The organism is Nakamurella flavida (genome assembly GCF_030811475.1).
Taxonomy (GTDB): domain Bacteria; phylum Actinomycetota; class Actinomycetes; order Mycobacteriales; family Nakamurellaceae; genus Nakamurella; species Nakamurella flavida.
The window spans coordinates 2,586,883-2,610,000 of the sequence record NZ_JAUSQV010000001.1; the positions used below are offsets into that span (position 1 = coordinate 2,586,883).

Here is a 23,118-nt window from a genome sequence, read left to right on the forward strand (position 1 = left end):
CGAGGACCACCGTTGACCTCTGCCGATCGCAGCCCCGCCGCCGAGACCGCCAGCACCGCTGACATCGCCGAGCTGATCTCCCGGCTGGACCTGCCGGCCAGGGTGCGGCTGCTGACCGGCGGCACCACGTTCACGCTGGCCCCGGAGCCGGTCATCGGGCTGGGCGAACTGCGGATGTCCGACGGCCCCACCGGGGTGCGCGGTCTCAAGTTCGCCGGCGGCCGCCAGGTCGCGCTGTTCCCCAACGCCACCCTGCTCGCCTCGGCCTGGAGCGAGGACACCGCCGCGGAGGTGGGCGCCATGCTCGCCGAGGAGGCCCTGGCCCAGGAGATCCACGTCGTGCTCGGGCCCACCATCAACCTGCACCGCACCGCGCTGGGCGGACGGCTCTTCGAGGCGTACTCCGAGGACCCGCTGCTCACCGGGAAGCTGGCCGCCGCCTACGTGCGCGGGATGCAGGGTCTCGGCGTCGCCGCCTGCCTGAAGCACCTGGTGGCCAACGAGTCCGAGACCGATCGCAACACCGTCAACAGCGTCGTCGACGAGGCCACCCTGCGTGAGCTGTACCTGCTGCCCTTCGAGATCGCCCAGGCCGACGCCGACGCGTGGTCGATGATGGCCGCCTACAACGACATCAACGGCGTCGCCGCCACCGAGCAGAACCACATCGTCAACGAGGTGGTCAAGGGCGAGTGGGGCTATTCCGGCGTGATCATGTCCGATTGGTTCGCCACCAAGACCGCGGCCCAGGCGGCCAACGGTGGACTGGACCTCGTCATGCCCGGCCCCGACGGGCCCTGGGGTGAGGCCCTCGTCGCCGCCGTCCGGGACGGCCGGGTGGCCGAGTCGGTCGTCGACGACCACCTCACCCGGGTGCTCCGACTGGCCGGACGGGTCGGCGCGCTGGGCGAACTGCGCAGCTACCCGGCCGATCTGCCCACCCCCGGCAGTGCCACCCGACGCGAGCAGATGACCCGGCTCGCCGCCGGCGGGATGACCGTGCTGATCAACCGCGACGAGGCCCTGCCGCTGTCGTCCCTGGCCACCGTGGCCCTGATCGGCCGGCACGCCGTCGAGACCATCACCATGGGCGGGGGCTCGGCCACGGTCAATCCGCCGTACCAGGTCAGCGCGGCCCAGGGGCTGCGGGAACTGATGGGCGGCAGCGTGACCGTGACCGACGGCGTCGAGGTGCGCACCCGTGCCGTCCCCGCCCGCGGTGGGTTCCTCACCGACCCGGTCACCGGTGCGCCCGGCGTGCGCTTCACCCTGCGCGACGCCGACGGCGCCGTCATCGAGGAGCGCCTGGAGGCCGGCGCGACCACCCTCGTCGGCATTGACGACGAGTTCGACCAGGTGGTCATCACCCTCGACGTCGAGGCCGTCATCACCGGCGACGGACCGATCGAACTGGGCGCCATCGGCGTGGGCAGTTGGACGCTCCAGGCCGGCGACCAGGACATCAGCTTCACCCTGCGGGCCACCGGCAGCATCGGCGAGGAGATGCTCGCTCCCCCGGTCCAGGTCGAGACGGCCACCGTCACCGCGGGTTCCACGCTGCGCGGCACCGTCCGGCTGCCCCGGCAGACCGCCATCACCACCGACGTGCAGGACGGCGAGGACATCCTCGTCGGCGGCGCTGTGCTTGGCGTCGTCGCCCGCCCCGCACCGCGCCCGGCCGCGGACGTCATCGCCGACGCCGTCGCCGCGGCCCGGGACGCCGAGGTCGCCGTGGTCGTCGTCGGGCTCACCGAGGAGCAGGAGACCGAGTCGGTCGACAAGTCCACGCTGGCCCTGCCGGGTGAGCAGGACGCGATGGTCAGCGCGGTCGCCGCCGCCGCGAGCCGGACCGTGGTCGTCGTCAACGCCGCCACCCCGATCCTGATGCCGTGGCTCGACGAGGTCGACGCCGTGCTCTGGGTGGGCCTGCCCGGCCAGGAGGCCGGGCACGCGATCGCCGCCGCCCTGCTCGGCGTCATCGAGCCCGCCGGTCGCCTGGTCACCACCTTCCCGGCCGCCGACGGCGCCTCCCCGGCCTGGGCGGTGGAGCCGGTGGACGGCGATCTCGTCTACACCGAGGGCACCTTCATCGGGTACCGCGGTCACTGGGCCCAGCTGGCTGCGCCGCCCGCGTTCTGGCTCGGGCACGGCCTGGGCTACGGAAGCTGGGAGTACGGCGAGGCCGCCCTGGTCCCGGGCCAGGACACCGCCGTCCGGGTGCCGGTCACCAACACCTCCGCCCGCCCCAGCCGCGAGGTGGTGCAGCTGTACTTCGCCCCCGCCGAGACCGACCAGCCCGTCCGACTGGTCGGGTGGCAGGCGGTCGACGTCGAACCGGGTGCCGCCGCCGATGTCACGGTGACTGCCGACGCCCGGCTGTGGCGTCGCTGGGACACCGAGAACTCCGGCTGGACAGCGTTGTCCGGCACCGGCGAGCTCCTCGTCGCCCGCGGTCTGGGCGACGTGCGAGCTCGGGTGACCCTGCAGGGCTGACCCCGAGAGGGGCCGGACCGGGAGGGCCACCGGGTCGGGGACGCGTCGAGGGGGGCGTCCCCGACCCCGTGTGGCCGGGCAGGATGGCCCGGTGCCCCTCAGCCTGCTCGCCGCCCTGGTCGCCGCCGCGCTGTACGCGGGCTTCCAGTGGACGGTGCAGGTGGTGGTCTACCCGCAGATGACCCCGGTCTCGGCCCGGTCGACCGAGGACTTCCCCGCTTACGAAGCCGCCCATCAGCGCCGCATCACCGCCCTGGTGGGTCCGCTGTTCGTCCTCCTCGCTCTCGGCTCGGGCTGGCTGCTGGTCGACCGCGGACCCGTCCCCTGGGCGTTCGCCGCGGTCTCCGGGGCGATGGCCGCGATCGTCGTGGCGGTCACCGGCCTGCTCGCCGTCCCGGCCCACCGCGCCCTGTCCACCCGGTGGGACGCGATCGCGCACCGCCGGATGATGCACGCTGACCGGATCCGGGTCGCCGCCGCGAGCGTGCAGGTCGTCGTGCTGGCCGTCGCGGCCGCCACCCTCTGACCCTGGGCCCACCGATGAGTTCGGACACCGATCGCGGTCCACCCCCGGACAGCGTCACCCCGATCCCGAGGAGCCCCCGTGCCCAGCCAGCCCGCCACCGAGATCTACCTCAACCTCCCCGTCGCCGAGCTGGAGCGCGCCCAGACGTTCTACCGCGCCCTGGGTTTCGAGATCGACGAACGCTTCACCGACGAGAACGCCAGCATGGTCAAGATCAGCGACACCATCTACCTGATGCTCCTGGTCAAGCCGTTCTTCCAGCAGTTCACCGACGCCGAGATCGCTGACACCGCGACCACCGTCGGCGGCATCTACTGCATCTCGGCCCCGGATCGGGCGGCCGTCTACGAGCTGCAGCGCACGGCCCTGGCCGCCGGCGCCGGACCGTCCAAGGCCGATCTGGAGGACGGGCCGATGTACTCCAAGAGCTTCCGCGACCTGGACGGGCACCACTGGGAGGTGCTCGCCGCGGAATCCGCCGCACCCGCAGGGTCCACCGGGTCCACGGAGTCCACCGGGTCGTCCGCGGCCTGAACGCGGGCCCGTCACGCGCCACCGCCGGACCGGCGGGTGGGGTCGACAGCGGGTCGGACGTACGGTCGTCCCTGGAGTCACCCGACCGATCGTCCGACCACTGGAGTCCCGCGTGCCCTCTGTCGACCTGTCCGACACGAACCCCTTCGCCGCGCCGTCCACCCTGCCCTTCGCGCTGCCGCCGTTCGCCGGCATCGGCGAGGACGACTACGCGCCCGCCTTCGACGCCGGGATGGCCGCGCACCGCGCCGAGGTCGACGCGATCCTGGCCGACCCGGAGCCGGCCTCCTTCGAGAACACCGTGGTCGCACTGGAACGGGCCGGACAGCTGCTGGGTCGGGTCAGCGCCGTCTTCTTCAACCTCGTGTCGAGCACCTCGACCCCCGGCCTGCAGCGCATCGAGGCGGAGTACTCCCCGAAGCTCTCGGCGCATTCCGACGCCATCCGCCTGGACCCGGCGCTGTTCGCCCGGATCGACGCCGTGCACGCCGGCCGGCACGACGCCGGGCTGGACACCGAGGCGCTGGCCCTGATCGAGCGGTACCACACCGATCTCGTGCTGGCCGGGGCGCAGCTGGGCGAGAGCGACCGGGCCACGCTCACCGATCTGAACCAGCGGTTGTCCGTTCTGTCCACGACGTTCCGACAGAACCTGTTGCGCGCTATGGAGAACGCGGCGGTACTCGTCGACGATGCGGTGGAGCTCGACGGCGCGAGCCCGGCGGCCGTCGCCACCGCGGCGGCCGCGGCCGCCGAGCGCGGCGACGACGGCTACCTGATCCCGCTGATCCTGCCGACGTCACAGCCCCTGCTGGCCGTGCTGCGCAACCGGGACCTGCGCCGGAGGCTGTTCACCGCCTCGGTCGGCCGGGCGTCGGCCGGCGACGAGGACAACGGCCCGGTGCTGGTCGAGATCGCCCGGCTGCGGGCGGTGCGCGCGCAGCTGCTGGGCTTCCCCACCCACGCCGAGGCCACCCTGGCCGACCAGGTCGCGAAGACCTCCGCGGCCGTGGACGACCTGCTGGGCCGCCTCGTCGCCCCCGCGGTGGCCAACGCGAACGCCGAGGCCGCGGTGCTCGCCGAGTACGCCGCGCAGGACGGTGTCGAGCTGGCCCCGTGGGACTGGGCGTACTACGCGGAACGGGTCCGGGCGGACCGCTACCAGGTCGACACCGCCGCCCTGCGTTCCTATTTCGAGCTCGACCGGGTCCTGGTCGACGGGGTGTTCCACGCCGCCGAGCAGGTCTACGGCATCACCATGACCGCGCGTCCCGATCTCACCGGCTACCACCCGGACGTCCGCGTCTGGGAGGCCCGCAACGCCGACGGTTCGCCGATCGGGCTCTACCTCGGCGATTACTACGCCCGCACCGGCAAGCGCGGCGGCGCGTGGATGAACAGCTTCGTCGACCAGTCCGACCTGATGGGCACTCTGCCGGTGGTGGTCAACGTGCTGAACATCAACAAGCCCCCGGCCGGTGACCCGACCCTGCTCAGCCTGGACGAGGTGCGCACCCTTTTCCACGAGTTCGGCCACGCACTGCACGGGCTGTTCTCCCGGGTCCGGTACCCGCGGCTGTCCGGCACCTCCGTCCCGCGGGACGTGGTCGAGTTCCCCAGCCAGGTCAACGAGATGTGGATCAGCCGGCCGGAGATCCTCGCGCACTACGCCCGCCACGTGGACACCGGTGAGGCGCTGCCGCAGGAGCAGGTCGACAAGCTCGAGGCGGCCGAACGCTGGGGCCAGGGCTTCGGCACCTCCGAGTACCTCGCCGCGACCCTGCTGGACCAGGCCTGGCACCGCATCTCGCCCACCGACGAGATCACCGACGTGGACGCCTTCGAGCAGCAGGCCCTGGAGCGCGCCGGCATCGCGCTGGAGCTGGTGCCGCCCCGGTACCGCAGCCGCTACTTCCAGCACGTGTTCAGCGGCGGGTACTCCGCGGGCTACTACTCCTACATCTGGGCCGAGGTGCTCGACGCGGACACCGTCGAATGGTTCGGCGAGGGCGGCCTGCCCCGGGAGAACGGCCAGCGCTTCCGCGACCGGCTGCTGTCCGTCGGCGGCAGCGTCGAGATGGGCGCCGCCTTCCGCGCGGTGACCGGCCGCGACCCCCGTATCGAGCCGCTGCTGGAACGGCGCGGGCTGGTCGCCACCGGCTGACGGGCCGCGCCCCAAGCCCTGCCGCGCGGATCGGTGGGACGGACGACGGGGCCGGCTGTCCCGCGGGACAGCCGGCCCGTCCCTCACGCGCCGAGAATCGTCCAGAGCCGCACGATCCGCCCGTCGGCCACCTGGGCGACGTCCAGCCCACCCAGGATCGTTGCGCCGCCCGGCGGACCGAGCTGCCACGAGCGCATGCCCAGATCGGCCACGCCGCGGTACGGCCCGTCCGGGGTGAAGACCAGTCCGGGCCCCTGGGCGAGCAGACCGGCGACCGTCGCGGCCAACTCGTTTCGGCCGGTCGCGGTGCCCTCGGCGTCGCGGAAGACCACGTCCTCGCTGAAGATGCCGGCGATGGCCGTGGCCCGGCGCTCCTCGTCGGGCTGGTTGAACACGTCCTGGAGCATGCGGGCGAGCAGTTCCTCCGACGCCGTGCTGACCGATGCCGGGCTGGCCGCACTCCGGGCCGCCACCCCGGGGCATGCCGAACTGGTTCGGTCGATGGTCTTCGACGGCCTGAGTCCCGACCTGGTCGCCCCGCTGCGGGCTGCCCTCGAGCAGGTGCACGAACAGGTGGTGGCCGTGGGCACGCTGCCCCGGCCACCCGAGCAGCGCCGACTGCCCGGCCTCCCGGCCGACGACCAGGCCCGGTAGAACGGCCGGGGCGGCGGTCAGGTGGGCCGCGGGTCAGCCCGGGCGCTCGCGGTCCTGCCAGGTGCACAGGCACACCTCGTTGCCCTCGGCGTCGGCGAGCACCCAGAACGCGCGGGCGTGCGCGTCGGACAGCAGCGTGCCGCCCGCGGCCAGGGTGGCGGCCAGTCGGTCCTGCACCTGGTCGTGCGGGACGTCGACGTCCAGGTGGAGGCGGTTGCGCTGCTCCCGCGGTGAGTCCATCTGCTGGAACCACACCGACGGCCCCTGACCGGTCGGGTCGAGCAGGCTGCCGTCCGGCCCGGGGTCGGACGGATCCTCGACGTACCCCAGGGCCGCCTGCCAGAACGGCCGGACGGCGGGGATGTCCATCGCGTCGATCGCCAGCTCGACCACCTGCACACCCCGCCCGTCCCCCGGGACGGGCAGGAAGCCGGCGTCGATGAGGGCCGCGGTGACCGTCCGGACGACGATCAGGTCGGCCTCGGTGAGCACACCGGTGTCCGGGTCCAGTGCGGTCAGCACCACCTGATCGACCCGCAGGTCGATCGCCAGGTGCTTCTCCAGGGTCGGCACGGCCTGTGCGGCCACCTGCGCCACCCGGGCGGCCTCGGCCAGCGACCGCACCCGGACCGTGGACCGGGCGCGGTGGCCGACGTACCGCCAGCCCAGGTCGGTGACGGCGGCGGAGCCGGCGGGACGGGACACGGGAGCGGCGGTGTTCGTCATGAAGAGGACCCTGCCACCGGACACCGACAGACGCGCGGGCAGCGGGCGGAGGCCAACGGGCTGCCCTCCGCCCACCCCGGACCGCGGTGCGGAGCTCTCCGCAGCCGGTGACGGCCGAGCGCCGGACGGCCCGGGACCGGGACAGCCCGTGGCGGGGCTGGTCGAGAACCGCCCGGGCGGCCGTCCGACGACCCGATCGGTCCACCGAAATGGGAACGCAGCGTCACGACAATGGTGCTGAACAACCGGATGAGCCAATTATGGGCAAATTTCCGATGATCAAGAAATGCGGAATTAGAGTTGCCGGGTGCTGAACCCGCGTGCTGGGTCGAGACCGGGCCCCACGGTCGTGTCCTCTCCGCCCGTGTCGGAAGGGTCCAGCGCATCCTCCCGCCCGCGCTCGCCGGCGATCATCCTGTGACCGGGCGGGTCGATCTCGACGACCTGGTGTCGTCAGTGGCCACGGATCTGATGGGCATCACCGCGGCCTCCCTGCACGACGCGTCCCAGCGGTTGCTGCACCAGCTCGTCGACTACTTCGAGGTCGACGTCAGTTTCCTGCGGCGCAACGACCACGACCTGGGCGCGACGATCCTGGTGGCCGAATGGCCGCCGCGTCAGGAGGACCCGGCCGACGATCCCCTGGCCGTCGTGCATTTCGCCACCGCGGACCCGACGTTCGCCGCGTTGGCGACGTTGTCGTCGGTGCTCGTGGTACGCCCCAGTCCGGAGAGCGATGAGTACCAGGAGCGCATCCGGCAGGCCTCCGGCATCCCAGCCGTCTCCCTGGCCACGGTGCCGCTGCGGGACCACGAGATCACCACCGGCACGCTGGGGTTCGTCAAGTACGGGGACCGCGCCTGGGCCACGGAGGAGATCAACGCACTGCGCGCGGTGGCCGCCCTGTTGGCCCAGTTGCAGGCCCGGGTCCGGGCCGAGGAACGCCTGCGGCACATGGCCTACCACGACGAACTGACCGGCCTGGCGACTCGCCGGGCACTGACCGACCACCTCGCCGAACGGCTCACCGCCGACGCCCCCGGCCCGGTTCCGCTCATCGTCATCGACGTCGATCGCCTCAAGGCGCTGAACAGTTTCCTGGGGTACGCCGCCGGCGACCGGTTCCTGGCCACGCTCGCGGACCGCCTGCGCAGCGTCTCCCCACCGGACCACGTCCTGGGTCGGCTGGGTGGCGACGAGTTCGTGGCCATCATGGGCGGTAGGGGCGGCCACCCGCCCACCGTCGAGGACGCACTGGCCTACGCGGAAACCCTGCGTCGGGCGGCCGGTGAACCCATCCAGGTGGGCGGGGAGGAGATCTGCCGGGCCGTCAGCATCGGACTGGCGTTCGGCGACCCGGGCGGCACCGTCTCCGAGCTGATGAACCAGGCGGATCAGGCCATGCTGCAGGCGAAGTCGCACGGCGGCAACGAGGTGGTGGTCTTCACCGACGAGATGCGCCGGCAGAACGAGCTGCGCACCGACGTCGAGCTGCACCTCGTCACCGCCGTCCGCAACGGAGACCTGCTGCTGCACTACCAACCCGAGATCGACCTGCTGACCGGCACGATCACCGCTGTCGAGGCCCTGGTCCGCTGGCCGCACCCGACCCTGGGTCTGCTCCCGCCCGGGGTGTTCATCGACGTGGTGGAGACGACCAACCTGGCGGGCGAACTCGGCCGGTGGGTCCTGCGGACCGGGTGCCGGCAGCTGCGGGCCTGGCATGCGCTCGACCCGGACGGCCCGCCGCTGGGCCTGAGCGTCAACGTCACCCCGGCCGAACTGATCACCCGGGACTTCGCGTCGACGGTGGCCGGGATCCTCACCGACACCGATCTGGACGGCCGGCACCTGACCCTGGAGATCACCGAGACGGCGATCGTCCGCGACACGCGGCAGGCCCTGTCGACGCTGCGCGACCTGAAGGACATCGGCGTCAAGGTGGCCATCGACGACTTCGGCACCGGGTACAGCTCATTGGCGCAGCTCAAGGCCCTCCCGGTGGACGGGCTGAAGATCGACCGGGGGTTCGTGCACAGCCTCGGTCAGGACGCGGGGGACCTGGCCATCGTCCGGGCCATCGTCGCCCTGGCCGACTCGTTCGGCCTGGCCGTCGTCGCCGAGGGGGTGGAGACCGAACTGGCCGCCAGGACCCTGGTCGACCTGGGCTGCACCCGGGCGCAGGGCTACCTCTACGCCAAGCCCTGCGGTGCCGCCGAGCTGGAGACCATGCTGGCCATGCAACGGTTCGCCGGCCGCTGACCGCGGGGCGGGAAGAAGCCCGGCCCGGAAGTTGTTGAACGCGACATGAAGAAGATCGGGTTCCTGTCGTTCGGACACTGGACCGACTCGCCACAGTCGCAGACGCGTACCGCCTCCGACGTGCTGCTGCAGTCGATCGACCTCGCGGTCGCCGCCGAGGAGCTGGGCGCGGACGGCGCCTACTACCGGGTGCACCACTTCGCCAACATGATCGCCTCGCCCTTCCCGCTGCTCGCAGCGGTCGGCGCCCGCACCAGCCGCATCGAGATCGGCACCGGCGTCATCGACATGCGGTACGAGAACCCGCTGTACATGGCCGAGGACGCGGGCTCGGCCGACCTCATCTCCGGCGGGCGCCTGCAGCTCGGCATCAGCCGGGGATCACCCGAGCAGGTACAGGACGGCTTCCGCTACTTCGGGTACCAGCCGGAGGGTGACGACCACGCCGCCATGGCCCGCGAGCACACCTCCGTGCTGATGGAGGTGCTCAAGGGTGACGGGTTCGCCCAGCCCAACCCGCGGCCGATGTTCCCCAACCCGCCCGGGCTGCTGCGGCTCGAGCCGCACTCCCCCGGTCTGCGGGACCGGATCTGGTGGGGCGCCGGCACCCGGGCCACCGCCGAGTGGGCCGCCCAGCAGGGCATGAACCTGATGAGCTCCACCCTGCTCAGCGAGGACACCGGGGTGCCCTTCCACCAGCTGCAGGCCGAACAGATCCTGCGCTTCCGCAAGGCGTGGGCCGACGCCGGCCACGACCGCGAGCCGCGAGTCTCGGTCAGCCGCAGCATCTTCCCGATCGTCAACGACCTCGACCGCGCGTACTTCGGTCGCGAGGGCGGCAGCGGTGACGAGGTCGGCTATCTCGACGGCGGCAAGGCCCGCTTCGGCAAGACCTACGCGGGCGAACCGGAGAAGCTCATCCGCCAGCTGGCCGAGGACGAGGCCATCGCCGCGGCCGACACCCTGCTGATCACCATCCCCAACCAGCTCGGCGTGGACTACTGCGCCCACCAGCTGGAGGCGCTGCTCACCCAGGTGGCACCGGAGCTCGGCTGGCGCTGACGCGCCTGGAGCGGCACGACGAACGGCCCGGGGCGACCATCCGCCCCGGGCCGTTCCGCACTCCTGCTCGGTCGGGCGTCACCCCCGCACCGTCACCCCTTGACACTGCCGCCGATCATCCCGGAGATGAAGTGGCGCTGGGCGACCACGTACAGCAGCACGATCGGCGCGGCCACGATGATGCCGGCCGCGGACAGCAGCGCGAAGTCCGTGGCGTGCTGGCCCTGGAAGAACGCCAACCCCAGCGGTGCGGTCCGCAGCGACTCCCGGGTGACCATGATCAGCGGGATGAGGAACTCGTTCCACGTCCACATCGAGATCAGCAGGCACATGGTGATGATCGCCGGGCGGGACGGCGGCACGATGATGCGCCACAGCACCCGGATGTCGCCGGCCCCGTCGATGCGGGCCGCCTCGACGATGCCGTCGGGGAACTGACGGAACTGGTTGCGCAGCCAGAACACCGCGAACGCCAACGACTGTGCGGTCTGCGGCAGGATCAGCGCCCAGTAGGAATCGGTCAGGCCCACCGACCGCAGGTTGTAGTACAGCGGGATGACGAACGCCTCGGCCGGCAGCATCAGCCCGACCAGCATCAGATAGAAGATCGTGTTGGACAGCGGGAACCGCATGCGCGCGAACGCGAACGCCGCGAACGTGGCCAGCACCGTCGTCAACACCACCACCGACACCGTGACGATGACGCTGGACAGCAGATAGCTGCCGAATCGGCCGATGTCCCAGGCCTCGGAGAAGTTCTCGAAGGCCAACCGGTCCGGCACGCGCAGCCCGCCGCCGGCCTGCCCGGACGGGGTCAGACTGGTGAGCACCACGCCGATCAGCGGGACGACGGCCATCAGCGAGAAGAGCGTGAGCACCCCGTAGTTCAGCAACGCCTCACCGCGGGTGATCCTCATCGAGGGTCCTCCTTCGGCTGCAGGCGGGACACCGCGAGGGTGATCAGCAGGATGACCACGGTCAGCGTCACCGCGATGGCCGAGGCCGAGCCGACCTCGCGGGTGTTGAAGGCCCGGTTGTAGGCCTCGAACGCCGGCACGGTGGTCGCCGAGCCGGGCCCGCCGCGGGTGGTCACGTAGACCAGGTCGAACGTCTTGAGCGCCGCCACGATCGTCAGGGTGAGGGCGATGACGATGTGCCCGCGGATGGCCGGCAGGGTGATGGCGAAGAACTCCCGCCACAGGCCGGCGCCGTCCAGCCGCACCGCCTCGAACAGCTCGCCGTCGATGGTGGCCACCCCGGACAGGAAGAGCACCAGGCAGAGCCCGATGCCCAACCAGGTCCCGACCAGACCGATGGCCGGCAGCGCGGTGTCGAAGTCACCGAGCCAGGCCCGGGTGACCCCCTCGAGCCCGACGGCCCGCAGGCCCTGGTTGATCAGCCCGTCGGGTGAGTAGATGGCGATCCAGCTGGTCGCCACGACCACCGACGCGATGACCTGGGGCAGGAACAGCAGGGTGCGGAACAGGCCCAGACCGCGGAGCCGGGGGCTGCGGGACAGGATCGCGGTCAGCATGAGCGCCACCGCGACCGGGACGAACGAGTAGAAGACGATCAGCACACCGGAGTGGCCGAAGCTCCTCAGGATCGACGGATCGCTGACGATCTCGGTGTAGTTGTCCAGGCCGGCCCAGGTGGCCGTCCCGAACCCGTTCCAGTTCCAGAACGAGTACCAGACCGTCTGCAGCAGCGGCATGCCGAGGAACACCGCGAACACCACGAAGGCCGGCAGGACGTACAGGTAGCCCTTCCAGTCGCGCCGGCGCGTGCCCCGGGTGGGAGCGGAGGCGACGCTCCCACCCGGGGCCACGGCGGCCGCCCCGTCGACCAGTGCGGCGGACGCGACCATCAGCGGGACTCCGCGAACTTCGCGGCGTCGGCCTGCAGGGTGTCGGCGAACTGCTGCGGGGTGTACTGGCCGGCCACGAGTTCCTGCACCGCGGCGGTGATGGTGTCGTAGAACGTCGGCGTCGCGTAGTCGAGATAGGGCACCAGGCCGTTCGTCTCGTTGACGGTGTTCCAGGTGGAGATGACGTCGGACTCCAGCGATCCGGCGGCCGGGGTGTAGTCGGCGGGGACGACCGCAGGCAGGTTGCCGTTCTCCAGCAGCACCGCGGCGGCGGCAGGGTTGGTGATGAAGTCGATGTAGGCGGCGGCCGCGTCGGTCTTGGTGGTCTTGCCGGTGATGGCCCAGGCCAGGCCGACACCGCCGGTGGTCACCGGGTCCGTGCTGCCGGCCGGGGCCAGCGCGAGGAAGCCGACGTTGTCGCCCATCGCCTCGCCCAGCTGGGACAGCCGCCAGGTGCCGTCCACGTAGAACAGGCTGCCGCCGCCGGCGAAGTTGTCGCGGGCCGCGTCCCGGGAGATGCCGCTGCTGCCGGTGGGCAGATAGCCCGCGGTCGTCCACTGCGTCAGCAGATCGGCGGCCTCGACGGTGCCGGCGTCGGTCCAGGCGCCGGACTTCCCGCTCACCAGTTCGTTGACGCCGGTGGCCCCGAGGGTGGCGGCCTGCACGATGCCGAACAGGTGGATGCCGGGGCTCTTCTCGGTGTTGCCGAACTCCAGCGGCAGGGTGCCGGCGGCCGACGCCGTCTGCAGCGCGGCGCCGAAGTCCTCGATGGTGACGGGCTTGGTGATGCCGAGCTCGGCCAGCTTGGCCTTGTTGTAGTAGACCCCGACGACCTCACCGGTCTGCGAGACGCCGTACAGGTTGTCGCCCTGCCACGTCTTCCCGTCGGCCGAGAAGGAGTTCAGCGACAGCTGCTGGGCCGGGAAGGCCGTGTCCCAGCCGTAGAGCGTCGCGTAGTCGCCGATGGGCCGGAGCAGGCCGGCCTCGACGAAGGTGCCCATGTCCGGGTAGCCCTGGTTGGCCTGCACCACGTCCGGCGCGTCCGGGGCGTCCAGGGCGAGCCCGAGGGTGGTCTTCAGGTCGGCGAACGACCGGGAGACGCGCTCGATCTTCACGTTCGGGTACTTCTCCTGGAACGCGGTGTTCAGCGCCTCCTGGGCGTCGTTGATGCCCGGGTCGGTGTTCTGGTCCCAGACGGTCAGGGTGATGTCGCCGGCCGCCGCCACGTCGGTGGACAGCGCGGCCGAGGACGCGGTGGCACTCCCCGCCTCGCTGCTGGTGGCGCTGCCGCCACCCGGCGCGCAGGCGGTCAGGGTGAGCACGAGGGCCGCGAGCGTCGCGGCGCCTGTCAGGGTGGATCTTCTCATCGGGTGGTCTCCAGGGTCGGGGTGCGCGGGCCGCCGGGGATCTCGGCAGGGACGGTCGGGACGGCGGACCGGGCCTGCGCCCAGTCCAGGAGCAGATCCCGGTCACCCGCGGGCGGGGTGGTCCGGAAGTGGTGCAGCACATCGGCGGGCCGGGGAGCGCTGATCGCGCCGCCCAGCGATCGCACGGACAGGGACGCACAGGTGGTGGCCAACCGGAGCCGGGCGGCCAGCGGCCAGTTCAGCGCGTAGGTGGACATGAACGCGGCGGTGAACACGTCGCCGGCGCCGGTCGGATCGACCGCCTCGACGGCGATGGTGTCGATCTCGCACAACTCGCCGGTCCCGCTGTCGTACGCCACGACGCCCTGGGGCCCCTTGGTCACCACGGCGAGGGGGACGTACTCGCCCAGCGCGCGGGCGGCGGCGGCCGGGTCGTCGGTGCGGGTGTAGTTCATCGCCTCGACATCGTTCGGGATGAAGACATCGACATCGGCGAGCGCGGCCAGGGTGTCCACCGACCACTCGCCGGTGCGGTCCCACCCCACCCCGGCGAACACCAACGAGCCGCGACGACGCAACGCCCTCGTCCAGTCCGCGACGCCCCGCAGGTACACGTTCAGCGCACCCACGCTCGGTCCGTCCGAGGGCCAGGTGAGCAGCGGGGCGGGCTCCTCGTAGGTGATGAAGCTGCGGTCGTGGGCGTTGGTCAGCGCCACGCTGACCGGCGTCTGCCACCCCGGGTGATGGGCCAGGAAGCGGGTGTCCAGGCCGGGTTCGGCGGCGAGCATCGTCCCGATCACCGTCCCCATCGGGTCGTCGCCGAGATGGGCCCGCAGCACGGTGTGCGCGCCCAACCGGGCCGCCGCGACGGCGCGGTTGGCCACGCCGCCGGGGGAGACGACGAAACCCCGGGCGTACACCTCGGTACCGGGCTCGGGGAGCTCGACGTCGGCGAACACGACGTCGCAGAAGACCGACCCGGTGAATAGCAGGTCGATCGGCTCCGCCGGCACGGGCGACGCGGGGAGGGCGCCGGGGCTGCCGGGACTGCCGGGCTCGGCAGGCTGCATGGATCCTCCAGGACGGTGCGGCGCCGGCCCGTCGAGAGGGGACCGGGGCCGACAGTGGTGACGGCGGTGACGCACTTTGCGCGTCTATGACCGACTTGCTCGACCAGCATGGCTCAGCATTGTCACCAGCATGTTTCACCGGCAGAATTGGTCTGGAAAGAGGCCAGACGGGTGACCGGACCTGACGAGTCGGTCAAACTCTTTCAAAGTCGAGCAGGTATCGGATACCGTTGCGGACATGCTGCTGACCGAGCGCCACCACCGCATCGTGGAGTCCTTGCGCCACGGTGGGCTGACCGTGCGCGATCTCGCGACCGGTCTGCAGGTGAGCGAGTCGACGATCCGGCGGGACCTGGACCAGCTGGACCGGGCCGGGACGTTGACCCGCACCTACGGCGGGGCCGTCCTCGTCGCCGGCGCGGACGCGGCCACCACCGACGACGGCAGTGCCGAGGACGCGTTCGACGACCGCATCGACATGGACGGCAAGCGGGCCATCGCCCGGGCGGCGGTCGATCTCGTCGAGGACGACAGCGTCGTCATCCTGGACATCGGCACCACCACCCCGTTGATCGCCCGTGGACTGCGCGGGCGGCCGGTCACCATCATCACCAGCAACATCGCCGTCCTCGACGAGGTCCGCGACGACCCGGTGGTGAACCTGGTGCTGCTCGGCGGGGTGCTGCGGCGCAACTACCGCTCCCTGGTCGGCTCGCTCACCGAACTGGCCCTGTCCCGGATCAGCGCCGACCAGATGTTCCTGTCCTGCACCGGGATCCGGCCCACCGGCCACGTGGTCGACAACATGGCCGTCGAGGCGCCGCTCAAGCAGTCGATGATCGACGCGGCCGGCTCGGTGGTCCTGCTGGCCCCGGTCGACAAGTTCCCCGGCACCGGCGCCCTGCGCCTGTGCTCGCTCACCGACATCGACGTCGTCATCACCGGAAGCGGAGCTCCCGCAACCACTCTCGATCTCTGCCGGGAAGCCGGCGGAAAGGTGATCCTCGCGTGAAACTCTGCATCCTCGGCGGCGGCGGCTTCCGGACCCCGTACGTCTGGCAGGCCCTCGTCCGCGACCACGGCGACCCCCGGGTCACCGAGGTCGCCCTCTACGACATCGACGGCGCGCGGCTGGCCACCATGGAGCGCATCCTGCGGCAGTTCGCCGAGGACTTCCCGGACGCCCCGAAGCTGGTCTGCACCACCGATCTGCGCGAGGCGCTGACCGGCAGCCGGTTCGTCTTCGCGGCCCTACGCGTCGGCGGGGTGGAGGGCCGGCGCTGCGACGAGCACGTCGCCCTGGACCTCGGTGTCATCGGACAGGAGACCACCGGCCCGGGCGGCCTGGCCTACGCCCTGCGCACCATCGGCCCGATGCTGGACATCGCCCGGATCATCGCCGAGGTCGCCCCCGAGGCGTACCTGATGAACTTCACCAACCCGGCCGGCATCATCACCGAGGCCCTGCAGTCGGTGCTCGGTGACCGGGTGCTGGGCATCTGCGACACCCCGTCCGGCCTGGGCCGGCGGGTCGCCGGTGTGCTCGGTTACGACCACACCCGGGTGCAGATGGACTACGTCGGCCTGAACCACCTGGGCTGGATGCGCCGGCTCATGGTGGACGGCCAGGACGTGCTGCCCGAGCTGCTCGCGGACGACGCCGCGCTGTCCCGCATGGAGGAGACGCAGGTCTTCGGCATGGACTGGATGCGCACCCTCGGTGTGGTGCCCAACGAGTACCTCTACTACTACTCCTTCAACCGCGACGCAGTCGGGAAGATCGTGGATTCCGCGCAGACCCGGGGCGACTTCCTGGCCGTCACCCAGGGCGAGTTCTTCCGGGACGCGGCCGCGTCGCAGGATCCGGCCGCGCTGTGGGCGCAGGCCGTGGAGAACCGGTCGGCCAGCTACATGGCCGAGGCACGGGGCGGCGAGCAGGGCAAGCCGACCTACGACCGTGACCGGGAGACCGACCCGTCGCACCAGGGGTACGCGGGGGTGGCCCTGGGCGTGATGGCCGCGATCAGCCGGAACGAGCGGCAGACGATGATCCTCAACGTGCGGAACCGTGGCACCATCGCCGGCCTGCCCGACGACGCGGTCGTCGAGGTGCCGACCATGGTGGACGCCAACGGCGTGCACCCGCTCAGCACCGATCAGCCCGAGCTGTACCAGATCGGGCTCATGCAGTCCGTCAAGGCGGTCGAGCGGCTGACCATCGAGGCGGCCACCACCGGCTCCCGGGAAGCGGCGCTCAAGGCGTTCGCCCTGCATCCGCTGGTCGACTCGGTGACCGTCGCGCGCCAGTTGCTCGACGGGTACATCGCGCAGATCCCGGGTGTCGCCGACGCCCTGCGGAACTGACCGGGGCCGGATCAGGGACGGAGTACCGACGGTGAGCGCCTCCCGGCTGCGGTGGTTCGTCTGGGGCGTCGCGGTGCTCTGCTACGTCGCCGGGGTCACCGCTCGCAGCTCGCTGGCGGCGGTGGGAGCCGACGCGGTGGAACGGTTCTCGCTGTCGGCGTCGATGCTCTCCGGGTTCGCCGTCCTCCAGCTCGTCGTCTACGCGGGCATGCAGATCCCGGTGGGCATCTTGGTCGACCGGTGGGGACCGCGGGTGCTCATCGCCGGCGGCGCGGCGCTGATCGCCGGCGGGCAGACCCTGCTGGCGGTGGCCGGGGACGTGCGGTTCGCGCTACTGGGCCGGGCGGTGGTGGGCGCCGGCGACGCCATGACGTTCGTCAGCATCCTGCGCCTGCTGCCGGCGTGGTTCCCCGCCCGTGTGACCCCGGTCCTGACCCAGGTCACCGGCATGCTGGGTCAGCTCGGTCAGCTGATCAGCGTCATCCCGTTCGCCGCTCTCGTCGGCCTGCAGGGCTGGCGGACGGCATTCCTCGGCCTGGCCGGCGCCCACCTGCTGGCCGCGATCCTGGCGGGTCTCGTGCTGCGGGACTCCCCCTCGGCGCGGACCCGTCCGGTGACGGCCGGAACGCTGCGAGCGGCGGCCGCCGGAGTGCGTGTGGCCTGGGCGCATCCCGGCACCCGCCTGGGCTTCTGGTCGCACTTCAGCACCCCGTTCGCAGGAACGGTCTTCGCCCTGCTCTGGGGCTATCCGTTCCTGGTGTCCGGGGAGGGGCTGACCCGCGCCGGCGCGGCCGGCCTGATGGTCGTCTTCGTGGTGGCCAATCTGGCCGCGGCGCCGGTGATCGGGCAGCTGGTCGCCACGCATCCGCTGCGGCGGTCGTGGCTGGTGCTGGGCATGGTCGCGGTCCAGGCGACGGCCTGGGCGCTGGTGCTGGCGTGGCCCGGCCGGGCCCCGTCGACCGTGCTCACCGTCCTGGTGATCGCGCTGGCCGTCGGCGGCCCGGCGTCCATGATCGGTTTCGACTACGCCCGCACGTCCAACCCGCTGACCCGCCTCGGTGCGGCCAGCGGCGCGGTGAACGGGGCCGGCTTCCTCGCCGCGATCCTCGCCCTGCTCGGCGTCGGCCTCGTGCTCGACCTGCAGGGCGCCGGCGCAGGCGATCCGACGCTGGGCCAGTTCCGCTGGGCCATGCTCGTGCACTACCCGGTCTGGATCCTGGGCGTGGTCCAGGTCCTCCGCTGGCGGCGCCGCCTCCGCGCCCTGATGGCCGACGAGGGTGTCGTCGTCCCCCCGCTGCGGGTCGTCTACCGACAGCGCCTGTTCGCCGCCTTCACCGGTCCGGGCGGACGCGCGTCCGCCCCCACCCCATCCACCGCCGCACCGTCCGTCCGGACCGCCACCGGCGCGGACGACAAGGAGTCCCCGTGATCACCACCCATGTCGTGCCGGACGCCCGTACAGCGGGCTCGCTCGTCGCCGAACGCATCGCGCGCCTCGTCCGGGCGGTACCCGCCGCGGTGATCGGGGTGGCCACCGGCTCCTCCCCGCTGCCGGTCTATCGCGCCCTGGCCGATCTGGTGGACGGCGGCCTCGATCTGAGCCGAGTCACCTGGTTCGCCCTCGACGAGTACGTCGGTCTGCCCCCAGAGCACCCGGAGAGCTACCGCAGCGTGCTCGACCGTGAGCTGGTCGCACCCCTGGGCCTGGACCGGCTGCGCGTGCACGTGCCGGAACCGGGGTCGGATCCGTATGCGGCGGCCGCGGCGTACGAGGCGGACATCGTCCGGGCGGGCGGGATCGACCTCCAACTGCTGGGCATCGGCGGCAACGGTCATCTCGGGTTCAACGAGCCCGGCACGCCGTTCGGCATCCCCACCCATGTCGCCGAGCTGACCCACGCCACCCGACGGGACAACGCCCGCTTCTTCCCCTCCCTGCTCGAGGTGCCGACGCTGTGCGTCACCCAGGGGCTGGGGACGATCGGCCGAGCCCGAGCCCACGCCCTGATCGCGACCGGGGAGGCCAAGGCCGCGGCGGTGGCCGCGGCGCTGACCGGGCCGGTCGGTCCGGAGTGCCCCGGGTCGCTGCTCCAACGGTGCCCCGACGTGTTCGTCGCCTTGGACGACGCGGCGGCCGGCGGCGTGGAGCCGACCGGGCAGGAGATCGACGCCGTGCGCTGACGGGTGTGGAGCCGACCGGCAGAACCGACGACCGTCGGGCAGCTGGTCGCCCGGTGATCAGCCCCAGTTCTCGGCCCTGGTCAGGCAGAACGGGTGGCCGCCCGGGTCGACGAGCACCCGCCAGGTCTCCCCGGGTTGCGGATCCGCCACGGTCGCGCCCAGTTCGACGGCGCGGGCCTTTGCGGTGTCCAGGTCCTCGACGGCGAGGTCGAAGTGGAACTGCTTGCGGCCACCCTCGTCCGGCCAGGACGGCGGGACATGGTCGGCCAGGGTGCCGAACCCCAGGGCCGGAGCCCCGTCCGGCCCGGTGAGCATGGCGTACGCGTCCTCGGAGTGCGCGACGGTCCACCCCAGCAGTGCGGCCCAGAAGCGGGCACTGGACGGCGCGTCCGTGCAGTCGAGAGTGACCATGGCCAGGCGGGCCGTGGGGGGACTGTCGGTCATGGGGGGCTCCTGAGCTCGATTCCTCGTGAGGTGCAGCTGGGCATGGTGGTGGGCGCCTCCCGTCCGACCCAGGCGCGGCCACGGAGTGGGCCGCACGCGGGAGGCAGCTCGGACCAGCGTCCTACGCTGCATCCCGTGACGGCTTGGACAAACGCGACGACTTCCTCCGGCACCGGTCCGACGACGACGAACGGCGGTGTGCTCCGACCGGACGACCTGGCCCGGTCGGTGCAGTGGGAACGGTGGACGCCGGGACCCGATGTCGACGCCTGGGTGGAGAACCACTGGGGGGTGCGCTGGGCACTCCCTGCAGGCGAGACCTTCACCAGCTCGGTCCTGCCGCACCCCACCGTGCACCTCACCGTCGAACGACCGGTCCGTCCGCACCTGGGGACCCGGGTGCTCACCGGCGTGCCCACCAGCCGGTACGACACCGACCTCTCCGGCGACGGATGGGTGATCGGCGCGAAGTTCCGGCCGGGCGCCTTCACCGCTCTGACGGGGGTACCGGCCCGCACCCTGCGGGACACCGCGGTGGACGCCGACTCCCTCCTCCCCTCCGAGATGACGGCGCGGTTGATCGCGGTCACGGCGGACTCGTGGGACGAGGCTGCCGTGAGCAGCCTGGAGAACGCCCTGTCCGTCCTGACGGAGACGGACCCCGACGACGAGTACTTCTTCCTCCTGGACGTCTTCGGCAGCATGGTCGCCGACCCCGGCCTGCTCACCGTGGAACAGGTGGCCTCCTTGAACGGGGTGGGTATGCGGCATCTGCAGCGACTGTTCGCGCACTACGTGGGGGTCACCCCGAAGTGGGTGCTCAGCCGGTTCCGGATGCACGACGTGGTCTCCGCACTGGACGCAGGTTCGACGGCGGGCCTGGCCGAGCTCGCCGCGGAGTTCGGGTGGTACGACCAGGCGCACTTCACCCGCGACTTCACCCGTCTGGTCGGGGTGACCCCGCGCGAGTACCGCCGGCCCGTTCACCGCTGAAGCTGCCTCAGCCCGCCCCGTCTGTCTGGGGAGGAGTACCCCACCGAGACGAGGCACCTCCTTTCTGTGCGGGATCCGGCGGCACCAGGAGCACGAGTCCCGGCAAGAAGACCCAAGACCGTCGACCCATGGTGGGTCGCGAAGACAGAAGGGGGGTCGGTCATGACGGACCGGCGCGCGGTGGGTTCAGGAGCCCCGTGGGAGGCGATCGTCGGCTACTCCCGTGCGGTCCGGGTCGGCCCGTTCATCGCCGTCGCCGGCACCACGGCCTCCGGCCCGGACGGCGCCGTCGGCGGAGGCGAGGTGGCGGCCCAGACCCGGGAAGTCCTGACCCGCATCGAGGCGGCGCTGGGTCAGCTGGGCGCATCACTGGCGGACGTGGTGCGGACCCGCATCTTCCTCACGGACATCGCCCGATGGGAGGACGTGGGACGGGTGCACGGCGAATTCTTCGGCGACATCCGGCCGGCCGCCACCATGGTCGAGGTGAATGCCCTCATCGAACCGGGTCTGCTGGTCGAGATCGAGGCGGACGCGATCGTCATGGACGACGACTCGACGAAAGGGGGATAGAGGTGAGCCGGCTCGGGGCGGCGATCGGTTGAGCCGAGGATGATTCGAAATATTCGTCGGCTGAACGCAGAAATGCCTCGAGGGAGGTCACCGACACAGGTTTGCTGTGTGGTGACCTCCCTCGAGGTTCAATGATTGTCCGGCGGCGACCTACTCTCCCACACCGTGGCCGGTGCAGTACCATCGGCGCTGAAGGGCTTAGCTTCCGGGTTCGGGATGGGACCGGGCGTTTCCCCCTCGCTATGACCGCCGTAACTCTATGGAATTCACGGGACCCAACCACCAGGTGAGCGTTGCTCAGTGGACGCATGGGTCTGGACCGTATCTCCAGAGTTGCACAGTGGACGCGTAGCATTTTTGTGGTAAGTCCTCGGCCTATTAGTACCGGTCAGCTCCACACCTTACGATGCTTCCACTTCCGGCCTATCAACCCGGTGGTCTAACCGGGGGCCTTACCCCACAAAGGGTGGGAGTCCTCATCTTGGAACAGGCTTCCCGCTTAGATGCTTTCAGCGGTTATCCCTTCCGAACGTAGCCAACCAGCCGTGCTCCTGGTGGAACAACTGGCACACCAGAGGTTCGTCCGTCCCGGTCCTCTCGTACTAGGGACAGCCTTCCTCAAGACTCCTGCGCGCGCGGCGGATAGGGACCGAACTGTCTCACGACGTTCTAAACCCAGCTCGCGTGCCGCTTTAATGGGCGAACAGCCCAACCCTTGGGACCTACTCCAGCCCCAGGATGCGACGAGCCGACATCGAGGTGCCAAACCATGCCGTCGATATGGACTCTTGGGCAAGATCAGCCTGTTATCCCCGGGGTACCTTTTATCCGTTGAGCGACACCCCTTCCACAAGGTGGTGCCGGATCACTAGTCCCGACTTTCGTCCCTGCTCGACCTGTCGGTCTCACAGTCAAGCTCCCTTGTGCACTTACACTCGAAACCTGATTGCCAACCAGGCTGAGGGAACCTTTGGGCGCCTCCGTTACTCTTTGGGAGGCAACCGCCCCAGTTAAACTACCCACCAGGCACTGTCCCTGATCCAGATCATGGACCTAAGTTAGATATCCAGTTCGACCAGAGTGGTATTTCAACGTTGACTACACGAACACTGGCGTGATCGCTTCACAGTCTCCCACCTATCCTACACAAATCGAACCGAACACCAATACCAAGCTATAGTAAAGGTCCCGGGGTCTTTCCGTCCTGCCGCGCGTAACGAGCATCTTTACTCGTAGTGCAATTTCGCCGAGCCTATGGTTGAGACAGTAGAGAAGTCGTTACGCCATTCGTGCAGGTCGGAACTTACCCGACAAGGAATTTCGCTACCTTAGGATGGTTATAGTTACCACCGCCGTTTACTGGGGCTTAAATTCTCAGCTTCGCCTTACGACTAACCGGTCCTCTTAACCTTCCAGCACCGGGCAGGCGTCAGTCCATATACGTCGTCTTGCGACTTAGCATGGACCTGTGTTTTTAGTAAACAGTCGCTTCTCCCTGGTCTCTGCGACCAAAACGCGCTAGCCCGCAAGGGGCTTCACGCACCTCGGTCCCCCTTCTCCCGAAGTTACGGGGGTATTTTGCCGAGTTCCTTAACCATAGTTCGCTCGATCACCTTGGTATTCTCTACCTGACCACCTGTGTCGGTTTGGGGTACGGGCCGCTCAGAGCTCGCTAGAGGCTTTTCTCGACAGCATAGGATCACTCTACTTCGCCTCAATCGGCTATGCATCGGGTCTCAGATCAACACGGAAACGGATTTGCCTATCCCCGCTACCTACACCCTTACACCAGTATTACCACTGACTGGCGGAGCTACCTTCCTGTGTCACCCCATCGC

Annotated in this window: 20 protein-coding genes and 2 rRNA genes (1 of these 22 only partly in view); 13 read left to right on the forward strand and 9 right to left on the reverse strand. The window is 70.5% G+C overall.

All coding sequences use genetic code 11. The features are described 5' to 3' along the window. Nucleotides 1-12 precede the first annotated feature (12 nt). The 4 genes from J2S58_RS11570 (at nt 13) to J2S58_RS11585 (ending at nt 5,717) form a co-directional block, all read left to right on the forward strand. Nucleotides 13-2,493, forward strand: coding sequence for a beta-glucosidase family protein (locus J2S58_RS11570; RefSeq protein WP_205258215.1), 2,481 nt, complete (start codon nt 13-15; stop codon nt 2,491-2,493). Nucleotides 2,494-2,584: 91 nt separating this feature from the next. Next, nucleotides 2,585-3,019, forward strand: coding sequence for a hypothetical protein (locus J2S58_RS11575; RefSeq protein ID WP_205258214.1), 435 nt, complete (start codon nt 2,585-2,587; stop codon nt 3,017-3,019). Between the two features lie 78 nt (nt 3,020-3,097). Continuing rightward, nucleotides 3,098-3,553 carry a VOC family protein gene (locus J2S58_RS11580; protein WP_205258213.1) on the forward strand — a complete coding sequence of 152 codons (456 nt, stop codon included), beginning with the start codon at nt 3,098-3,100 and terminating at the stop codon, nt 3,551-3,553. A gap of 112 nt (nt 3,554-3,665) precedes the next feature. Then, nucleotides 3,666-5,717: a M3 family metallopeptidase gene (locus tag J2S58_RS11585; RefSeq protein ID WP_306828301.1), complete on the forward strand. Its 2,052-nt coding sequence runs from the start codon at nt 3,666-3,668 to the stop codon at nt 5,715-5,717. Nucleotides 5,718-5,800: 83 nt separating this feature from the next. Here the strand turns inward: J2S58_RS11585 and J2S58_RS11590 are convergent, their stop codons facing one another. Further along, on the reverse strand, nt 5,801-6,124 hold the full coding sequence (locus tag J2S58_RS11590; protein WP_205258212.1) for a nuclear transport factor 2 family protein: 324 nt from the start codon (nt 6,122-6,124) through the stop codon (nt 5,801-5,803). Between J2S58_RS11590 and J2S58_RS11595 the strand changes: the two genes are divergently transcribed. Continuing rightward, nucleotides 6,123-6,371: a hypothetical protein gene (locus J2S58_RS11595; protein WP_205258211.1), complete on the forward strand. Its 249-nt coding sequence runs from the start codon at nt 6,123-6,125 to the stop codon at nt 6,369-6,371. The two genes, J2S58_RS11590 and J2S58_RS11595, sit on opposite strands and share 2 nt — an antisense overlap. A 33-nt stretch (nt 6,372-6,404) precedes the next feature. Here J2S58_RS11595 and J2S58_RS11600 read toward each other — a convergent pair whose 3' ends face one another. Beyond that, entirely contained in the window at nt 6,405-7,097 is a 693-nt protein-coding gene (locus J2S58_RS11600; RefSeq protein WP_205258210.1) for a VOC family protein, read from the reverse strand. Nucleotides 7,098-7,514: 417 nt separating this feature from the next. On the opposite strand from J2S58_RS11600, the gene J2S58_RS11605 reads away from it, so the two are divergent. After that, complete coding sequence (locus J2S58_RS11605; protein WP_306828306.1) at nt 7,515-9,359, forward strand: putative bifunctional diguanylate cyclase/phosphodiesterase; 1,845 nt, start codon at nt 7,515-7,517, stop codon at nt 9,357-9,359. A gap of 45 nt (nt 9,360-9,404) precedes the next feature. Further along, nucleotides 9,405-10,421 carry an LLM class flavin-dependent oxidoreductase gene (locus J2S58_RS11610; RefSeq protein WP_205258209.1) on the forward strand — a complete coding sequence of 339 codons (1,017 nt, stop codon included), beginning with the start codon at nt 9,405-9,407 and terminating at the stop codon, nt 10,419-10,421. Between the two features lie 92 nt (nt 10,422-10,513). Here J2S58_RS11610 and J2S58_RS11615 read toward each other — a convergent pair whose 3' ends face one another. From J2S58_RS11615 to J2S58_RS11630, 4 genes are read right to left on the reverse strand one after another with little or no spacing between them, the layout of a single operon-like run. Beyond that, nucleotides 10,514-11,338, reverse strand: a complete 825-nt coding sequence (locus tag J2S58_RS11615) for a carbohydrate ABC transporter permease (protein WP_205258208.1) — start codon at nt 11,336-11,338, stop codon at nt 10,514-10,516. Next, nucleotides 11,335-12,288 (reverse strand): carbohydrate ABC transporter permease, encoded by a 954-nt coding sequence (locus tag J2S58_RS11620; protein ID WP_205258207.1) that lies wholly within the window; start codon nt 12,286-12,288, stop codon nt 11,335-11,337. Before J2S58_RS11620 ends, J2S58_RS11615 begins: the two co-directional genes overlap by 4 nt. Next, a complete protein-coding gene (locus tag J2S58_RS11625) occupies nt 12,288-13,655 on the reverse strand; it encodes an extracellular solute-binding protein (protein ID WP_205258206.1) in 1,368 nt (455 codons plus the stop codon). Before J2S58_RS11625 ends, J2S58_RS11620 begins: the two co-directional genes overlap by 1 nt. Next, complete coding sequence (locus J2S58_RS11630; protein WP_205258205.1) at nt 13,652-14,725, reverse strand: carbohydrate kinase family protein; 1,074 nt, start codon at nt 14,723-14,725, stop codon at nt 13,652-13,654. The genes J2S58_RS11625 and J2S58_RS11630 overlap by 4 nt, the downstream gene beginning before the upstream one ends. A 238-nt stretch (nt 14,726-14,963) precedes the next feature. Here J2S58_RS11630 and J2S58_RS11635 point away from each other — a divergent pair, with 238 nt between their 5' ends. The 4 genes from J2S58_RS11635 to J2S58_RS11650 are packed head-to-tail and all read left to right on the forward strand — an operon-like array spanning nt 14,964 to nt 19,270. Beyond that, nucleotides 14,964-15,737: a DeoR/GlpR family DNA-binding transcription regulator gene (locus tag J2S58_RS11635; RefSeq protein ID WP_205258204.1), complete on the forward strand. Its 774-nt coding sequence runs from the start codon at nt 14,964-14,966 to the stop codon at nt 15,735-15,737. Next, nucleotides 15,734-17,089, forward strand: a complete 1,356-nt coding sequence (locus J2S58_RS11640; RefSeq protein WP_205258203.1) for a 6-phospho-beta-glucosidase — start codon at nt 15,734-15,736, stop codon at nt 17,087-17,089. Before J2S58_RS11635 ends, J2S58_RS11640 begins: the two co-directional genes overlap by 4 nt. 31 nt (nt 17,090-17,120) lie before the next feature. Continuing rightward, a complete protein-coding gene (locus tag J2S58_RS11645) occupies nt 17,121-18,518 on the forward strand; it encodes an MFS transporter (RefSeq protein WP_205258202.1) in 1,398 nt (465 codons plus the stop codon). Further along, nucleotides 18,515-19,270 carry a glucosamine-6-phosphate deaminase gene (locus J2S58_RS11650; RefSeq protein ID WP_306828312.1) on the forward strand — a complete coding sequence of 252 codons (756 nt, stop codon included), beginning with the start codon at nt 18,515-18,517 and terminating at the stop codon, nt 19,268-19,270. Before J2S58_RS11645 ends, J2S58_RS11650 begins: the two co-directional genes overlap by 4 nt. Before the next feature lie 57 nt (nt 19,271-19,327). On the opposite strand, the gene J2S58_RS11655 is transcribed toward J2S58_RS11650, so the two are convergent. Next, nucleotides 19,328-19,714: a VOC family protein gene (locus J2S58_RS11655; protein ID WP_205258201.1), complete on the reverse strand. Its 387-nt coding sequence runs from the start codon at nt 19,712-19,714 to the stop codon at nt 19,328-19,330. A gap of 135 nt (nt 19,715-19,849) precedes the next feature. Here J2S58_RS11655 and J2S58_RS11660 point away from each other — a divergent pair, with 135 nt between their 5' ends. Then, the gene (locus tag J2S58_RS11660) at nt 19,850-20,707 is read left to right on the forward strand and encodes an AraC family transcriptional regulator (protein ID WP_205258200.1); all 858 of its coding nucleotides are present in this window, start codon (nt 19,850-19,852) and stop codon (nt 20,705-20,707) included. Nucleotides 20,708-20,869: 162 nt separating this feature from the next. Further along, the gene (locus J2S58_RS11665; RefSeq protein WP_205258199.1) at nt 20,870-21,280 is read left to right on the forward strand and encodes a RidA family protein; all 411 of its coding nucleotides are present in this window, start codon (nt 20,870-20,872) and stop codon (nt 21,278-21,280) included. A gap of 137 nt (nt 21,281-21,417) precedes the next feature. Here the strand turns inward: J2S58_RS11665 and rrf are convergent. Together rrf and J2S58_RS11675 are read right to left on the reverse strand one after the other, a co-directional pair. Further along, a 5S ribosomal RNA gene (rrf, locus tag J2S58_RS11670) occupies nt 21,418-21,534 on the reverse strand. A gap of 104 nt (nt 21,535-21,638) precedes the next feature. After that, nucleotides 21,639-23,118: ribosomal RNA gene (locus tag J2S58_RS11675) — 23S ribosomal RNA — on the reverse strand (it continues 1,629 nt past the right edge of the window).

Coding starts and splice junctions, on each gene's coding strand:
- J2S58_RS11595 (WP_205258211.1), top strand. CDS start 6,123: ATGCGGGCGAGCAGTTCCTCCGACGCCGTGCTGACCGATGCCGGGCTG.
- J2S58_RS11590 (WP_205258212.1), bottom strand. CDS start 6,124: ATGCTCCAGGACGTGTTCAACCAGCCCGACGAGGAGCGCCGGGCCACG.
- J2S58_RS11600 (WP_205258210.1), bottom strand. CDS start 7,097: ATGACGAACACCGCCGCTCCCGTGTCCCGTCCCGCCGGCTCCGCCGCC.
- J2S58_RS11610 (WP_205258209.1), top strand. CDS start 9,405: ATGAAGAAGATCGGGTTCCTGTCGTTCGGACACTGGACCGACTCGCCA.
- J2S58_RS11615 (WP_205258208.1), bottom strand. CDS start 11,338: ATGAGGATCACCCGCGGTGAGGCGTTGCTGAACTACGGGGTGCTCACG.
- J2S58_RS11620 (WP_205258207.1), bottom strand. CDS start 12,288: ATGGTCGCGTCCGCCGCACTGGTCGACGGGGCGGCCGCCGTGGCCCCG.
- J2S58_RS11625 (WP_205258206.1), bottom strand. CDS start 13,655: ATGAGAAGATCCACCCTGACAGGCGCCGCGACGCTCGCGGCCCTCGTG.
- J2S58_RS11630 (WP_205258205.1), bottom strand. CDS start 14,725: ATGCAGCCTGCCGAGCCCGGCAGTCCCGGCAGCCCCGGCGCCCTCCCC.
- J2S58_RS11635 (WP_205258204.1), top strand. CDS start 14,964: ATGCTGCTGACCGAGCGCCACCACCGCATCGTGGAGTCCTTGCGCCAC.
- J2S58_RS11655 (WP_205258201.1), bottom strand. CDS start 19,714: ATGACCGACAGTCCCCCCACGGCCCGCCTGGCCATGGTCACTCTCGAC.
- J2S58_RS11665 (WP_205258199.1), top strand. CDS start 20,870: ATGACGGACCGGCGCGCGGTGGGTTCAGGAGCCCCGTGGGAGGCGATC.